This is a genomic window from Kitasatospora terrestris, assembly GCF_039542905.1.
GTDB classification, from domain to species: Bacteria; Actinomycetota; Actinomycetes; order Streptomycetales; family Streptomycetaceae; genus Kitasatospora; species Kitasatospora terrestris.
The window spans coordinates 6,865,238-6,880,105 of the sequence record NZ_BAABIS010000001.1; the positions used below are offsets into that span (position 1 = coordinate 6,865,238).

12 protein-coding genes are annotated in these 14,868 nt (G+C 75.4%); 9 read left to right on the plus strand and 3 right to left on the minus strand.

Annotated elements, in window-relative coordinates:
* Nucleotides 1-91: 91 nt before the first annotated feature.
* From coaBC to ABEB06_RS31575, 5 genes are all read left to right on the plus strand, one after another.
* A complete protein-coding gene (coaBC, locus tag ABEB06_RS31555) occupies nt 92-1,294 on the plus strand; it encodes a bifunctional phosphopantothenoylcysteine decarboxylase/phosphopantothenate--cysteine ligase CoaBC (RefSeq protein ID WP_345700317.1) in 1,203 nt (400 codons plus the stop codon).
* 177 nt (nt 1,295-1,471) lie between these two features.
* Entirely contained in the window at nt 1,472-2,686 is a 1,215-nt protein-coding gene (gene metK / locus ABEB06_RS31560; protein WP_345700318.1) for a methionine adenosyltransferase, read from the plus strand.
* A 76-nt stretch (nt 2,687-2,762) separates the two neighbouring features.
* The gene (locus ABEB06_RS31565) at nt 2,763-4,835 is read left to right on the plus strand and encodes a primosomal protein N' (protein ID WP_345700319.1); all 2,073 of its coding nucleotides are present in this window, start codon (nt 2,763-2,765) and stop codon (nt 4,833-4,835) included.
* A gap of 69 nt (nt 4,836-4,904) precedes the next feature.
* Nucleotides 4,905-5,795: an AraC family transcriptional regulator gene (locus ABEB06_RS31570; protein ID WP_345700320.1), complete on the plus strand. Its 891-nt coding sequence runs from the start codon at nt 4,905-4,907 to the stop codon at nt 5,793-5,795.
* A 19-nt stretch (nt 5,796-5,814) separates the two neighbouring features.
* Complete coding sequence (locus tag ABEB06_RS31575) at nt 5,815-6,726, plus strand: dioxygenase family protein (RefSeq protein ID WP_425559724.1); 912 nt, start codon at nt 5,815-5,817, stop codon at nt 6,724-6,726.
* A 43-nt stretch (nt 6,727-6,769) separates the two neighbouring features.
* Here the strand turns inward: ABEB06_RS31575 and ABEB06_RS31580 are convergent, their stop codons facing one another.
* Nucleotides 6,770-7,288, minus strand: a complete 519-nt coding sequence (locus ABEB06_RS31580; RefSeq protein WP_345700322.1) for a hypothetical protein — start codon at nt 7,286-7,288, stop codon at nt 6,770-6,772.
* 202 nt (nt 7,289-7,490) lie between these two features.
* Between ABEB06_RS31580 and def the strand changes: the two genes are divergently transcribed.
* The 3 genes from def to ABEB06_RS31595 all read left to right on the plus strand — a co-directional run bounded on the left by def (nt 7,491) and on the right by ABEB06_RS31595 (nt 10,526).
* A complete protein-coding gene (gene def / locus ABEB06_RS31585) occupies nt 7,491-8,036 on the plus strand; it encodes a peptide deformylase (protein ID WP_345700323.1) in 546 nt (181 codons plus the stop codon).
* A gap of 54 nt (nt 8,037-8,090) precedes the next feature.
* Nucleotides 8,091-9,026 (plus strand): methionyl-tRNA formyltransferase, encoded by a 936-nt coding sequence (gene fmt / locus ABEB06_RS31590; RefSeq protein ID WP_345700324.1) that lies wholly within the window; start codon nt 8,091-8,093, stop codon nt 9,024-9,026.
* A gap of 66 nt (nt 9,027-9,092) precedes the next feature.
* Nucleotides 9,093-10,526, plus strand: a complete 1,434-nt coding sequence (locus ABEB06_RS31595) for an RsmB/NOP family class I SAM-dependent RNA methyltransferase (RefSeq protein ID WP_345700325.1) — start codon at nt 9,093-9,095, stop codon at nt 10,524-10,526.
* Between the two features lie 45 nt (nt 10,527-10,571).
* Here ABEB06_RS31595 and ABEB06_RS31600 read toward each other — a convergent pair whose 3' ends face one another.
* Nucleotides 10,572-11,234, minus strand: coding sequence for a response regulator (locus ABEB06_RS31600; protein WP_345700326.1), 663 nt, complete (start codon nt 11,232-11,234; stop codon nt 10,572-10,574).
* Nucleotides 11,209-12,381 carry a sensor histidine kinase gene (locus tag ABEB06_RS31605; RefSeq protein ID WP_345700327.1) on the minus strand — a complete coding sequence of 391 codons (1,173 nt, stop codon included), beginning with the start codon at nt 12,379-12,381 and terminating at the stop codon, nt 11,209-11,211. Before ABEB06_RS31605 ends, ABEB06_RS31600 begins: the two co-directional genes overlap by 26 nt.
* A 174-nt stretch (nt 12,382-12,555) precedes the next feature.
* Here ABEB06_RS31605 and ABEB06_RS31610 point away from each other — a divergent pair, with 174 nt between their 5' ends.
* Nucleotides 12,556-14,832: an MMPL family transporter gene (locus ABEB06_RS31610; RefSeq protein ID WP_345700328.1), complete on the plus strand. Its 2,277-nt coding sequence runs from the start codon at nt 12,556-12,558 to the stop codon at nt 14,830-14,832.
* Nucleotides 14,833-14,868: the final 36 nt, after the last annotated feature.

Here is a 14,868-nt window from a genome sequence, read left to right on the forward strand (position 1 = left end):
TGTGCTCCGGGCCACGTCGCCCGGGGTGTCTGAAGGGTCGTAAGGTGGGCGTCGGAACCGTCCCGGCCGTCTCGGAGGAGAACCGACCACCATGAGCGCCCCCCGCGTCGTCCTCGGTGTCAGCGGCGGCATCGCCGCGTACAAGGCCTGCGAGCTGCTGCGCCGGCTCACCGAGTCCGGGCACCAGGTCACCGTGGTGCCGACCGCCGCCGCGCTGCACTTCGTCGGCGAGGCCACCTGGGCCGCGCTCTCCGGGCGGCCCGCGGCGACCGAGACCTGGGAGAGCGTCCACGAGGTCCCGCACGTGCGGATCGGGCAGAACGCCGACCTGGTGGTCGTCGCCCCCGCCACCGCCGACCTGATGGCCAAGGCCGCCCACGGCATGGCCGACGACCTGCTCACCAACACCCTGCTGACCGCGCGCTGCCCGGTGGTGTTCGCGCCCGCGATGCACACCGAGATGTGGGAGCACCCCGCCACCCAGGAGAACGTCGCCACCCTGCGGCGGCGCGGCGCGATCGTGCTCGACCCGGCGGTCGGCCGGCTGACCGGCAAGGACACCGGCAAGGGCCGGCTGCCGGAGCCGTCCGAGATCTTCGAGGCCTGTCGCCGGGTGCTGGCCCGCGGCGGCCTGGAGCAGGACCTGGCCGGGCGCCACGTGGTGGTGTCGGCGGGCGGCACCCGCGAGCCGCTGGACCCGGTGCGCTTCCTGGGCAACCGCTCCTCCGGCAAGCAGGGCTACGCGCTGGCCGCGACCGCGGTGGCGCGCGGCGCCCGGGTGACCCTGCTCTCCGCCAACGTGGAGCTGCCGGCCCCGGCCGGCGCCGACGTGGTGCGGGTGTCGACCGCGCTGCAGCTGCGCGAGGCCGCGCTGAAGGCCGCCGTCGACGCCGACGTGGTGGTGATGGCGGCCGCGGTCGCCGACTTCCGGCCCGCCGAGTACGCCGGCGGGAAGATCAAGAAGGTGGACGGGGTGGACCCGGCGCCGGTCGCGCTGGTGCGCAACCCCGACATCCTGGCGGAGCTCTCCGCGCAGCGGCAGCGCGGGGGCCAGCTGGTCGTGGGCTTCGCCGCCGAGACCGACGACGTGCTGGCGAACGGGCGCGCGAAGCTCACCCGGAAGGGGTGCGACCTGCTGGTGGTCAACGAGGTCGGCGAGTCCCGCGGCTTCGGCCTGGACACCAACGCGGCGGTCGTGCTGTCCGCGGACGGGACGGAAGTCCACATCGCGGACGGCCCCAAGGAGGATCTGGCGGACGCCGTCTGGGACCAGGTGGCCGCCCGCTTGCCCTGAATTGCAGGGAAACGCGGAGTCGCGCGGGGTGCCGAGGTGACGGTGTGACGCCCCGCTCATGGGTCGGGAGTGCCCGCGGCCGGTAGCTGACCGTTACACTCCAGGAATCAAGTCTTTCCGGATGCCTCGATCCTCGTGCGCATTCAGTCAGCAGCCGCTGCAACCCCAGGGAGCGCTGTGTCTCGCCGCCTGTTCACCTCGGAGTCCGTCACCGAGGGGCACCCCGACAAGATCGCTGACCAGATCAGCGACACCATCCTGGACGCCCTCCTCAAGGAGGACCCGACCTCGCGCGTCGCCGTGGAGACGCTGATCACCACCGGCCTGGTCCACATCGCCGGTGAGGTCACCACCAAGGCCTACGCCCCGATCGCGCAGCTCGTCCGGGACAAGATCCTCGAGATCGGCTACGACTCGTCGAAGAAGGGCTTCGACGGCGCCTCCTGCGGCGTCTCGGTGTCCATCGGCTCGCAGTCGCCCGACATCGCGCAGGGTGTCGACACGGCGCACGAGCACCGCGTCGAGGGTGACGTCGAGGACGAGCTGGACCGTCAGGGTGCCGGCGACCAGGGCCTGATGTTCGGCTACGCCTGCGACGACACGCCCGAGCTGATGCCGCTGCCGATCACCCTCGCGCACCGCCTCTCGCGCCGCCTGACCGAGGTCCGCAAGAACGGGACCATCCCGTACCTGCGCCCCGACGGCAAGACCCAGGTCACCATCGAGTACGACGGCGACAAGGCCGTCCGCCTCGACACCGTGGTCGTCTCCTCGCAGCACGCCTCGGACATCGACCTCGACTCGCTGCTGACCCCCGACATCCGCGAGTTCGTCGTGGAGCCGGAGCTCAAGCGCCTGGAGGCCGACGGCATCAAGCTGGTGACCGAGGGCTACCGCCTGCTGGTCAACCCGACCGGCCGCTTCGAGATCGGCGGCCCGATGGGCGACGCCGGCCTCACCGGCCGCAAGATCATCATCGACACCTACGGCGGCATGGCCCGCCACGGTGGCGGCGCCTTCTCCGGCAAGGACCCGTCCAAGGTCGACCGCTCCGCCGCGTACGCGATGCGCTGGGTCGCCAAGAACATCGTCGCCGCCGGCCTCGCCAAGCGCGCCGAGGTGCAGGTCGCGTACGCGATCGGCAAGGCCGAGCCGGTGGGTCTGTTCGTCGAGACCTTCGGGACCGAGACCGCGCCGGTGCTGGCCATCCAGGCCGCCGTGACCAAGGTCTTCGACCTGCGTCCGGCCGCGATCATCCGCGACCTGGACCTGCTGCGGCCGATCTACTCGCAGACCGCCGCGTACGGCCACTTCGGCCGGGAGCTGCCGGACTTCACCTGGGAGCGGACCGACCGCGTCGAGGAGCTGAAGGCGGCCGTCGCCGCGCAGTAGGGGTTCGTCCCGGGGGCGCGAGGAACGCGGTTCCTCGCGCCCCTGTGGTGTCCGCGGCCTGCGTTAAGGTGACCGGATGAGCAGCGCGGACGGGGCCGGGGAGCAGCTGGCGTTCATCCGGGAGACGGTGCGCAAGGCGAAGCCCCGCGCCGCCCGGGGGGTGCGGCTGGCGGAGCAGGCGCCGGTGGCGCGGGTCCTGGTGGACAAGGGCGTGCTCAGCCTCGACCAGTTCTTCGACTACGCGGTGCCCGCGGCCATGGCGGACGACGCCCGCCCCGGTGCCCGGGTGCGGGTGCGCTTCGGCGGCCGGGTCGGCGCGCACGGCCGGCGCGAGGGCGGGGCGCTGCACGACGGCTTCATCGTCGAGCGCCGGGACACCTCCGACTACAACGGGCCGCTGGCCCCGCTCGCCCGGGTGCTCTCGCCGGAGCAGGTGCTGACCCCGGCCCTGCTGCGGCTGTGCCGGGCGGTCGCCGACCGCTACGCCGGGTCGCTGGCGGACGTCCTGCAGCTCGCCGTCCCGCCGCGCCACGCCGGCGCCGAGGCGGAGCCGTCGCCGCGTCCGCTGCCGCCGCCCGCCGCGCCGGAACCCGGCGGCTGGGCGCGGTACGGGCACGGCCCGGCGTACCTCGCCTCGCTGGCCGCCGGGCACGGCCCGCGCGCGGTCTGGACGGCGCTGCCCGGCCCCGGCTGGCCGGAGGAGATCGCGCGGGCGGTGGCGGCGACCCTGTCGTCCGGGCGCGGCGCGCTGGTGGTGCTGCCCGACGGGCGGTCGGTGGCGCGGGTGGACGCGGCGCTGAACGCGCTGCTCGGCGAGGGCCGGCACGTGGTGCTGGCGGCCGACGCCGGCCCGCAGGAGCGGTACCGGCGGTGGCTGGCGGTCAGCCGGGGCTCGGTGCACGCGGCGATCGGCACCCGGGCGGCGATGTTCGCGCCGGTCCGCGGCCTCGGCCTGGTCGTGGTGTGGTCGGACGGCGACTCCAGCCACAGCGACCCCAACGCCCCCCATCCGCACGTCCGCGAGGTCGCGCTGCTGCGCGCCGCCGAGGAGGGCGCGGGCGCGCTGATCGGCGGGCTGTCGACCACGGTGGAGGCGGCCCAGCTGGTCCGCACGGGGTGGGCCCGGCCGCTGGCCGCCGAGCGGGCGACCGTCCGCGAACTGGCGCCCCGGGTCCGCACGGTGACCGACCTCGACCAGGGCCGGGACGCCGCGGCGCAGGCTGCCCGGCTGCCGTCCGTGGCGTGGGAGACCGCCCACGACGCGCTGACCCGCGGGCCGGTGCTGATCCAGGTGCCCCGGCGCGGGTACGTGCCGAGCCTGGCGTGCGGCCGCTGCCGCACGCCCGTCCGGTGCCGGCGCTGCGGCGGGCCGCTGCAGGCGGGCGGCGCGGACGAGCCGCTGGCGTGCGCGTGGTGCGGCGAGGCGGAGGGCGACTGGCACTGCGTGGAGTGCGGGTCGTTCCGGCTGCGGGCGCAGGTGGTCGGTGCCCGGCGGACCGCGGAGGAGCTCGGGCGGGCCTTCCCCCGGGTGCCGGTCCGCACCTCCGGACGGGAGTCGGTGCTCGCCTCGGTGCCCGACGCGCCGGCGCTGGTGATCTCCACCCCGGGCGCCGAGCCGGTCGCCGAGGGCGCCGGGTACGCGGCGGCCCTGCTGCTGGACGGCTGGGCGCTGCTCAACCGGCCCGACCTGCGGGCCGGCGAGGAGGCGCTGCGGCGCTGGCTGACCGCCGCGGCGCTGGTCCGGCCGGCGGGGGAGGGCGGCACGGTGGTGGTGGTCGCGGAGCCGACGGCGCGCGCGGTGCAGGCGCTGGTCCGCTGGGATCCGGCGGGGCACGCCGGGCTGGAGCTCGACGAGCGGGAGCAGCTGCGCTTCCCGCCGGTCTCCCGGATGGCCTCGGTGACCGGCGCCCCGCAGGCGGTCGCCGATCTGCTGGGGCTGGTCCGGCTGCCGGACGGCGCGGACGTCCTCGGCCCGGTCCCGGTCGCGGGCCCCGCCCGCGGCGAGGAGCTGGAGCGCGCCCTGCTGCGGGTCGCCCCCGGCCAGGGCGCCGCCCTGGCCTCGGCCCTGAAGGCCGCCCAGATCGCCCGCCTCGCCCTGCGCACCGCCGACCCGGTGCGGATCCGGATCGACCCGCTCGACATCGGCTGACCGGCCGCGTCGGCCCCTACTCGCCAGGAGGTCTGGACCACTCGGGGTGGGGTGGTCGAGACTGCGGGGATGGGCGGACGGGGAGCGGTGGGCGGGATCGAGTCGCACGACCTGGAGGTGCCGGACCCGGTGCTGCTGCCGTTCGCGGCGGGGTCGTTCGACTCGATCGGGCCGTTGGCGCGGGCGGACTTCCCGCACCGGCACACCTTCTACGAGGTGGCGTACGTCAGCCGGGGGAGCGGGGTGCACACCGTGGACCTGGTGGACTACCCGCTGCGGCCGCCGAACCTGTACGTGATCGCGCCGGGGCAGGTGCACCACTGGGCGGGCGCGGGCGGGGTGGCCGGCTGGGTGCTGCTGTTCACCGAGGACTTCCTGCTGCGGTACCCGGAGGACGTGGGGCTGCTGCGCCGGCTGGTGGCGAGCCAGGGCGGGCGGACCGCGCTGGAAGGGCTGCTGGCGGAGGTGGCGGAGGAGTACCGGGGCGCGGGGCCGGGGCGGCTCGGGGTGCTGCAGGCGCTGGTGCGGGCGGTGCGCGGGGTGGAGGCGCGGGTGCGGGAGCGGGTCGGGCCGGGCGGGCGGGCGGCGGTGCTGGCGGGGCGGTTCGAACGGCTGGTGGACGGGGCGCTCGGGCCGGAGTGGACGGTGGAGTCTGCGGCGCGGGAGCTGGGGGTCTCGGCCGGGCACCTGCACGGCGCGGTGAAGGAGTGGACCGGGCGGACGCCGGCCCAGCTGATCCGGGGGCGGCGGATCCTGGAGGCGAAGCGGCTGCTGGCGGCGACCGGGCTGACGGTGCGCCAGGTGGGCGCCGTGGTGGGGTTCGAGGACCCGGCGTACTTCTGCCGGTTCTTCCGGCGGGAGGTGGGGCGCACGCCGGGGGAGTACCGGGCGGAGGTGGGTGGAGGAATGCACCACGAGGGGGCAGCTGAGTCCATCGACCGGGCCGCGGGGCGGCCGTAGCGTCGTCGGTGTCGTGCACATGGCGCCGAGGTGCACGGCATCCCCCACACCCCCACTCTTCGAGCGGAAGGACCCACCTGCCGTGACCCCTTCGTCCCACGACCCGGTACCCGGGCCGCAGTTGAGCCGCAAGAGCCTGCTGAAGGCGGCCGCGCTGGCCGGCGCGGCACCGCTGCTGCTGGGTGCCGGCACCGCGCTGGCCCGCGACACCGCCGGCGCGCCGGAGCTCACCCCGGAGTGCCACGACGGCGACGCGCCGACCATCGAGCAGACCGAGGGCCCGTACTTCAAGCCCGGTTCGCCGCTGCGCACCAACCTGGCGGTGCCCGGCACCCGCGGCACCCCGCTGACCGTCACCGGCTACGTGTTCGGCCGGGCGTGCCGGCCGATCCCCGGGGTGCTGCTGGACTTCTGGCAGGCGGACACCGACGGCGCGTACGACAACACCGGCTACACCATGCGCGGCCACCAGTTCAGCGACGCGCAGGGTGCGTTCACGCTCACCGCGATCGTGCCCGGGCTGTACCCGGGGCGGACCCGGCACATCCACGTGAAGCTGCAGGCGCCCGGCCGTCCGGTGCTCACCACCCAGCTGTACTTCCCCGGTGAGCCGCGCAACTCCACCGACACCATCTTCGACCCGCGGCTGGTGATGACGGTCCGGCAGAACGGGCCGGGCCGGGAGGCGAGCTTCGACTTCGTCCTGGACGTGCCGCAGTCGCCGAGCCCGAGCCCGACGGCGACCGGGTCGCCGACCGCCTCGCCCTCGCCCTCGCCCACCGTGTCCGGCGGCACCTGGCGGGTCGGGGCGAGCTACCGGGTCGGCGACGTGGTGACGTACAACGGGGTCGCCTACCGCTGCGTCCAGGCGCACACCGCGTACGCCGGGTGGGAGCCGCCGAACGTCCCGGCGCTGTGGGCCCGGATCTGAGCACGGCCGGGGCGTAGCGAGCCCGGCGCGGAGGGCGCCGGCGTCAGCGGGCGAGGCGGACCGGGGCCTGCGGGGCCAGGCCGCCCTGGCGGGCCTGCGGGACGGAGCTGGAGAGCGCCGGGGCGGCCGCCTCGTCGCGGGGCAGCGGCAGGACCGGTTCGTCGCGGGGCGTGCCGGGCGTCGGAACGGCTCCGGGCGGCAGCAGGTCGCCGCTCGGCCGGCGCATGCCGTACCGCCGGTGCACGGCCTGCTTGGTGACGCCGAGCGCCGAGCCGACCGAGTCCCAGGAGAAGCCGAGCGCGCGGTCGAACTCGACCGCCGCGGCGACCAGCGTCTCGACGCTCTCGCGCAGCTCCTGGGCCAGCCGGACGGTCGGCGCCGGCGCCCGCCCGTACACCACGAAACCGGCGGAGGTGCTGGGCCGGCGCGGGCGGTAGACGTTGCCCAGCTGCGCGGTGAGCGTGCGCAGGGCGTCGACCTGGCGCCGGACCCGTTCGATGTCCCGCACCAGCAGGTGCAGGCTCGCCCGGGCCCGGGCGTCGTGGTTCATCTGTTCGGCCATGGCCTGGTTGCCACCTCTCCTTCGGATCGGCTGAGGTCAATTCCACTTGACCAACGTCCGAGAGCCCGGCTGGTCACGGCGAGCGGGGGGACGGGATGTGCCGGAACCCGGGCCGAGCCGGCGGGCGGGATTGCATAGACTGCCTGATGATCGCCCGTCGGCGGTCCGTCCGCCCGACCCCGCACCGACAGGAGCCCAGGCCATGGCCGTCCAGCCGATCCGGATCTTCGGCGACCCCGTGCTCCGGGCCACGGCCAAGCCCGTCACCACCTTCGACAAGGAGCTGCGGCGGCTGGTCAAGGACCTCACCGACACCATGCTGGAAGCCCCGGGCGCCGGCCTCGCCGCGCCCCAACTCGGCGTTTCGCTGCGGGTTTTCACGTACAACGTGGACGGTGTGGTCGGTCACCTGATCAACCCGGACCTGTCGCTCAGCGACGAGGAGCAGGACGGCCCCGAGGGCTGCCTGTCGCTGCCGGGCCTGAGCTTCGACACCAAGCGCGCGTACGGCGTCGTGGCCAAGGGCTTCAACATGCACGGCGACCCGGTGGAGATCGAGGGCACGCAGCTGCTCTCCCGCTGCATCCAGCACGAGACCGACCACCTGGACGGGATCATCTTCATCGACCGGCTGGACCGGGAGACGCGCAAGGCCGCGCTCAAGGCCATCCGGGACGCGGAGTGGGGCGACGGCCCCGCGCCGACGGTCCGGATCTCGCCGCACTCCACCTTCGGCTCCGCCCGCTGACCCCGCGGGCCCCGGCCCGCCGACCGAACCCAGCAGTTCACGAAAGGCACCGTCTTGCGCCTCGTCTTCGCCGGCACCCCCGAGGTCGCCGTCCCCGCCCTCGACGCCCTGCTGGCCTCGGACAAGCACGAGGTGGTGGCGGTGGTCACCCGCCCCGACGGGACCGCCGGGCGCGGCCGCAAGCTGGTCGCCAGCCCGGTCGCCCGGCGCGCCGAGGAGGCCGGCATCGAGGTGCTGAAGCCCGCGAAGCCGAGCGATCCGGAGTTCCTCGCCCGGCTGACCGAGCTCGCCCCGGACTGCTGCCCGGTGGTCGCGTACGGCGCGCTGCTGCGCCCCGGCGCGCTGGAGATCCCCGAGCACGGCTGGGTGAACCTGCACTTCTCGCTGCTGCCCGCGTGGCGCGGCGCCGCCCCGGTGCAGCACGCGGTGCTGGCCGGCGACGAGGTCACCGGCGCCTCGACCTTCCTGATCGAGCAGGGCCTGGACTCCGGCCCGGTCTTCGGCGTGGTCACCGAGGAGATCCGCCCCACCGACACCAGCGGCGACCTGCTGACCCGGCTCTCGCACTCGGGCGCGCGGCTGCTCGCGGCGACCATGGACGGGATCGCCGACGGCTCGCTGCACGCCGTGCCGCAGCCGCTCGACGGCGTCACCCTGGCGCCCAAGATCAACCCGGAGGACGCCCGGATCGAGTGGACCCACCCGGCGCTGCGGGTGGACCGCCTGGTGCGCGGCTGCGCCCCCGCGCCCGGCGCCTGGACGGTCTTCCGCGGCGAGCGGCTCAAGGTCTCCGGCCCGGTGACCCTGCACCCCGGCGCGGCCGAGCTGGCGCCCGGCGAGCTGGCGGTGGGCAAGAACAGCGTGCGGGTCGGCACCGGCAGCCACGAGATCGAGCTGGGCGAGGTGCAGCCGCAGGGCAAGAAGCCGATGCGCGCGGCGGACTGGGCCCGCGGGGTCCGGATCGAGTCCGGTGAGCGGCTCGGGGAGTGACCCCGCGCCGAAGCCTTAGAGTTCTTGGTACCGACTGATTCCGCCAGCACCTTTCCGAGGCACCCCGTGAGCACCCCCTCCGGCGCCAAGCGCGCCCCCCGCCCGCACCGCCGTCCCAAGAAGGACCCGGCCCGCACCGTCGCGTTCCGCGCGCTGCGCGCCGTCGACGAGCGCGACGCGTACGCCAACCTGATCCTGCCCTCGCTGCTGCGCGAGGCGGAGCAGAAGGGCATGGACCGGCGCGACGCCGCCCTCGCCACCGAGCTGGTCTACGGCACGCTGCGCCTGCAGGGCACCTACGACGCGATCATCGCGGCCTGCATCGACCGGCCGCTGCGCGAGGTCGACCCGCCGGTGCTGGACGTGCTCTCGCTCGGCGCCCACCAGCTGCTCGCCACCCGCATCCCCACCCACGCGGCCGTCTCGGCCACCGTCGAACTGGCCCGCGCGGTGCTCGGCGACGGCCGGGCGAAGTTCGTCAACGCGGTGCTGCGCAAGATCAGCGCCCAGGACCTGGACACCTGGGTCGAGCAGGTCGCCCCGCCGTACGACGAGGACGCCGAGGACCACCTCGCGGTCGTCCACTCCCACCCGCGCTGGGTGGTCTCCTCGCTGTGGGACTCGCTCGGCCGCTGGCAGCCGGACGCCTCCGGGCGCACCGCGATGGAGCAGCTGCTGCACGCCGACAACGAGCGGCCCGAGGTCACCCTGGTGGCCCGGCCGGGCCGCGCCACCGTGGACGAGCTGCGCGAGGCGCTGCCGGAGGCCGAGGACGGCCGCTGGTCGCCGTACGCACTGCGGCTCGCCGAGGGCGGCGACCCGGCCGGGCTGGAGGCCGTCCGGGAGAACCGGGCCGGCGTCCAGGACGAGGGCAGCCAGCTGGTCGCCCTCGCCCTCGCCGCCGCACCGCTGGACGGGCCGGACAAGGTCTGGCTCGACGGCTGCGCCGGCCCCGGCGGCAAGGCCGCGCTGCTCGCCGCCCTGGCCGCCGAGCGCGGCGCCGCCCTGGTCGCCTCCGAGAAGCAGCCCCACCGGGCCCGCCTGGTCGCCCGCGCGCTGGCTGGCAACCCCGGCCCGTACACCGTGATCGCGGCGGACGGCACCAAGCGCGCCTGGCGCGAGGGCGCCTTCGACCGGGTGCTGGTCGACGTGCCCTGCTCCGGCCTCGGCGCGCTGCGCCGCCGCCCGGAGGCGCGCTGGCGCCGCCGGCCCGAGGACATCGCCGGCTTCGGCCCGTTCCAGCGCGACCTGCTGCGGGGCGCGATCGCCGCCACCCGGGTCGGCGGCGTGGTCGGCTACGCCACCTGCTCGCCGCACCTGGCCGAGACCCGCGCCGTGGTGGACGACGTGCTGCGCGGCGAGCCGGGTGTGGAGTGGATCGACGCCCGTCCGCTGCTGCCCGGCCTGCCCGCGCTCGGCGAGGGCCCGGACGTGCAGCTGTGGCCGCACCTGCACGGCACCGACGCGATGTACCTGGCCCTGCTGCGCCGCACCGGCTGAGGCCGGACGCCGGCCGGGCCCGGTGGCGCCGGCCGGCGTCCGGCCTCAGGTTCCGGGGCGGATGCGGCGCGTCTCGTAGGCCCACATCGCGATCTCGACCCGGTTGCGGGCGCCGAGTTTGGCCATCAGGCTCGCCAGATGCGTCTTCACCGTGCTGAGGCTGATGTGCAGCGCGTCGGCGATCTCGGTGTTGGTCAGCCCGCGGGCGACGGCGAGGAGCACCTGCTCCTCGCGGGCGGTGACGGGGGAGACCGGCTGGGTCGCGGGCCGGCCGGCGGGCAGGTCGGCGAACGCCTGGAGCAGGCGGACGGTGACGCTGGGCGCGATGAGCGCCTCACCGTCGGACGCCGACCGTACGGCCTGCGCCAGAAGGTCCGGTCCCGTGTCCTTGAGGAGGAATCCGCGGGCGCCGGCACGCAGTGAGCCGTAGACGTACTCGTCGAGGTCGAACGTGGTGATGACGACCACGGCCAGCGGGTCGGCGACCCCCGGGCCGGCGAGCAGCCGGGTGGCTTCGAGCCCGTCGAGCACGGGCATGCGGATGTCGAACAGGCAGACGTCGGGGCGCAGTTCGCGGGCCAGGCGGACCGCTTCGCGTCCGTCGGCGGCCTCGCCGACCACCTCGATGCCGGGCTGGGCGTTCAGCATGATCCGCAACCCGGTGCGGATGATCGTCTGGTCGTCAGCGACGAGGACGCGTACGGACACCGCTCCCGCTCCTCGCCCTCGGCAGTTCGGCTTCGACGTGCCAGCCCCGGTCGGCGCCCGGGCCGGCGCGCAGTGTGCCGCCGAGCAGGGTGGCGCGCTCGCGCAGTCCGGTGAGTCCGTATCCGTCGCGGCCCCGGCCGGCGCGCCTGCCGTCGTCGCGCACGCTCACCCGTACGGTGTGCCGTTCCGCGGCGACCCGGACGACGAGCTCGGTCGCGTCGACCGCGTGGCGCAGCGTGTTGGTCACCGACTCCTGCACGATCCGGTAGACGGCCGCGTCCACGGCCGGGGGCAGCGCGTCCAGTTCGCCGTCGAGCCCCAGGTCGACCCTGAGGCGACCACCCGGGGTGCGCACCAGGCGCTCCAGATCCGCGACACCGGCAGGCGGCGCCAGCTCGGCGCCGACCCCGCGGTCGCGCAGCGCGGCGACCATGGCGCGCATCTCCTCCAGCGTGCGCGCCCCTTCCTCCTCGACCCCCTCCAGCGCCTCGACGGCGGCGGACGGGTCGGTGCCCGCGAGCACCCGGCCCGCCTGGGCGATGATCACCATGGCCGAAACGTGGTGGGCCACCGTGTCGTGCAGTTCCCGGGCGAGCTGCTCGCGCTCGCGGGAGCGCACCTGGTCCAACTGCCGCTCGCGGGCGGTCACCCGGAACCGCACGGCAGCCCCGACCACGCCGGGCAGCAGCCCGAAGAGGAAGCCCACGACCATTTCGACGACCGAGGTCTCGGCCGTGACGGCACACAGCGCGCACGCCGCGACGATCACCGCGCCGCCCAGCACGACCTCCCGTCCCGATCCCCACCGGGGCAGCGCGTACACCAGCACGAGCACGACCGCGCCGGTGTTCAGGCCGACGGGCCCGCCCGGTGCGGCGACGAGCGCGGCCACCTGAAGCAGGATCACCGAGCCGAACGCCAGCGTGGCCGTCGCCAGCGGGCTGGTCCGGCGCCACAGCGGCAGCAGGCACAGCCATGCGGCGAACACCGTCGCCACCGGCCGCCACACGACGTTCTCGCGCAGGGCGGCCTCCAGCGCCACACCGGCGAGGCCCGCGGCGAGCAGCGCCCAGTCCCGCCGCACCCGGGCGGGCGCGCCGGGCGGTCGGGGTTCGGTCCACAGGGTTCGCAGGTCGTCTCGCAGCACGTACTCAGCCTAGGGACCGCGGCGTGCCGCGCATCGGCCGAAAGGACGGGTCGTCACTCCGGCTCGGGGCCGACGGATCCGCGGCCCGCGGGCCGATGCCGCGGAGCGCCGCGGCGACGAGCCTCGGAACCGGCGGCCGCACAAGGACGGCCGACGAGGTGGTTGGAGGACCCGATGCTCTCGAAAGCCCTGCTGCGCCTGGGCACAGGCGCCGTCCGTCATCCCTGGCGGGTGATCGCGGCATGGCTGGTCGCCGCCACGCTCACCGTCCTCGCCGCCGTCGCCTTCGGCGGGCGGGCCGCGGACTCGATGACCGCCCCGGGACTGGACTCCCAGCGGGCCGCGGAACTGATCGAGCGGGCCGGCACCGGCCAGGAGGGGATGACCGCCCACGTGGTCGTCACCCCCCTCGACGGCGGTGCGACGTTCTTCGGCGACGCCGCCGCGCGTACCGCTCTCGCGCGGCTGCGGACCGAGGTGCGGGGGCTGCCCCACGTGCTCGGCGCGAGTGACCCGGCGGGGGCGCTCGACGCGGGCGGGGACAGCGCCGTGCGCGGCGGCCTCGTCTCGGCCGACGGGCGGATCGCGGTCGTCCGGGTGCAGTACCCCGACCAGAGCCGGCTGTCGGCCGAGGACCTCGACGCCCTCGTCGAACTCGGTGGCCGGCTGCGCGCCGAACTGCCCCTGCGCATCGAGATGGGCGGGAACCTCTTCTACGCGTTCTCCGACCCCGACGGCGGCGTGAGCGAGCTGATCGGCCTTCTCGCCGCGGCCGCGATCCTGTTCCTGGCGTTCGGTTCGCTCGTCGCCGCCGCGCTGCCGATCGGCATGGCGGTCTTCGGGCTGACCGTCGGGGTCGCCACGATGACGGTACTGGCGGGGGTGACGGACGTCCCCACCTTCGCACCGGTCCTGAGCAGCATGGTCGGGCTCGGGGTGGGCATCGACTACGCGCTGTTCGTGCTCGCCAGGCACCGGGAGCACCTCGCGCGCGGGCTCGATCCGCAGGAGGCGGCCGGACGCGCGGTGGCCACGGCGGGGCGGCCCGTGGTCTTCGCCGGCGGCACCGTCGTCGTGTCGATCCTCGGCATGGCGGTCGCGAACGTGCCGTTCATGACGGTGGGCGGCCTTGCCGTCTCGATCGTCGTCCTGACCATGGTGCTGGCGTCGGTGACGCTGCTGCCGGCCTTCCTCGCCGTGGCCGGCCCGCGTCTGGGCCGGGCCGGCCGGATCGCCCGGACGCTTCGGGCGGGGCGGCCGGGCCGGTCCGGCCGGCGGCGGGACACGGAGGCGGGCGCCGTCCCCGCCGCCGGGTGGCGGCGCTGGATCGGGCACGTCAGCCGGCACCCGGTGCCGTACGCGGCCGGTGCGGCGGGGCTGCTGCTGACGGCGGCGCTGCCCGTGCTCGGCCTGCGGGTCGGCCTGCCCGACGACGGGTCGCTGCCCCGGAGCCGTACCGAGCGCCGCGCGTACGACCTCGTCGCCGAGGGGTTCGGCCCGGGCGCCAACGGTCCCCTCGTCATCGCCGCGGACCCCGCCGGTGATCCGGGAGTGCTGGACCGTCTCGTCGCGGCGGTCGCGGCGGATCCGGGCATCGCATCCGTCGCACCGACGCACATCGATCGGGCCGGCGGCATCGCGACCCTCGTGGTGTTCCCGACCACCGGCCCGCAGGAGAAGGCCACGGCCGACACCGTCGCCCGGCTGCGCGCCGAGGTGCTGCCCGCGGCGATCGGGCACGGCACGGCCAGGGTCCACGTCGGCGGCGCCGCCGCGAGCCTGTCCGACGTGGGCCGGCGCACCAGCCAACGGCTGCCGCTGTTCGTCGCCGCCGTGCTGGCGCTGTCGTTCCTGCTGCTGATGCTGGTCTTCCGCTCGGTCCTCGTACCGCTCAAGGCGGTACTGCTGAACCTGCTGAGCATCGGCGCGGCCTACGGCATCATGGTCGCGGTCTTCCAGTGGGGCTGGGCAGGCGCGCTCATCGGGCTGGAAGCGACGGTTCCGATCGTGTCGTTCATCCCGATGTTCCTCTTCGCCATCCTGTTCGGCCTGTCGATGGACTACGAGGTGTTCCTCCTCTCCCGGGTGCGCGAGGAGTACCTGCGCACCGGCGACAACGGCACGGCGATTGTCGAGGGCGTCTCGGGCACCGCCCGGATCATCACCTCGGCCGCCCTCATCATGGTGGCGGTCTTCCTGTCCTTCGCCGTCGCCGAGGACCCCTCCGCCAAGATGTTCGGGCTCGGCCTGGCCGCCGCGATCTTCATCGACGCCACGGTCGTGCGCATGGTGCTGGTGCCGGCGACCATGACACTCCTCGGCCGGGCCAACTGGTGGCTGCCGGGGTGGCTGGACCGGATGCTTCCCCGGGGCCCGGTCGGCATCGACGCCGACCACGCCGACGTGGAACCCGCGGGCGGGGCCCCGGGTCCACGGCTGGTCGGCCGTTGACCCGACTGCCCGCCCGCCCCCGGCGCCCGGTACCTC

Coding starts and splice junctions, on each gene's coding strand:
- coaBC (WP_345700317.1), top strand. CDS start 92: ATGAGCGCCCCCCGCGTCGTCCTCGGTGTCAGCGGCGGCATCGCCGCG.
- ABEB06_RS31565 (WP_345700319.1), top strand. CDS start 2,763: ATGAGCAGCGCGGACGGGGCCGGGGAGCAGCTGGCGTTCATCCGGGAG.
- ABEB06_RS31570 (WP_345700320.1), top strand. CDS start 4,905: ATGGGCGGACGGGGAGCGGTGGGCGGGATCGAGTCGCACGACCTGGAG.
- ABEB06_RS31575 (WP_425559724.1), top strand. CDS start 5,815: ATGGCGCCGAGGTGCACGGCATCCCCCACACCCCCACTCTTCGAGCGG.
- ABEB06_RS31580 (WP_345700322.1), bottom strand. CDS start 7,288: ATGGCCGAACAGATGAACCACGACGCCCGGGCCCGGGCGAGCCTGCAC.
- def (WP_345700323.1), top strand. CDS start 7,491: ATGGCCGTCCAGCCGATCCGGATCTTCGGCGACCCCGTGCTCCGGGCC.
- ABEB06_RS31610 (WP_345700328.1), top strand. CDS start 12,556: ATGCTCTCGAAAGCCCTGCTGCGCCTGGGCACAGGCGCCGTCCGTCAT.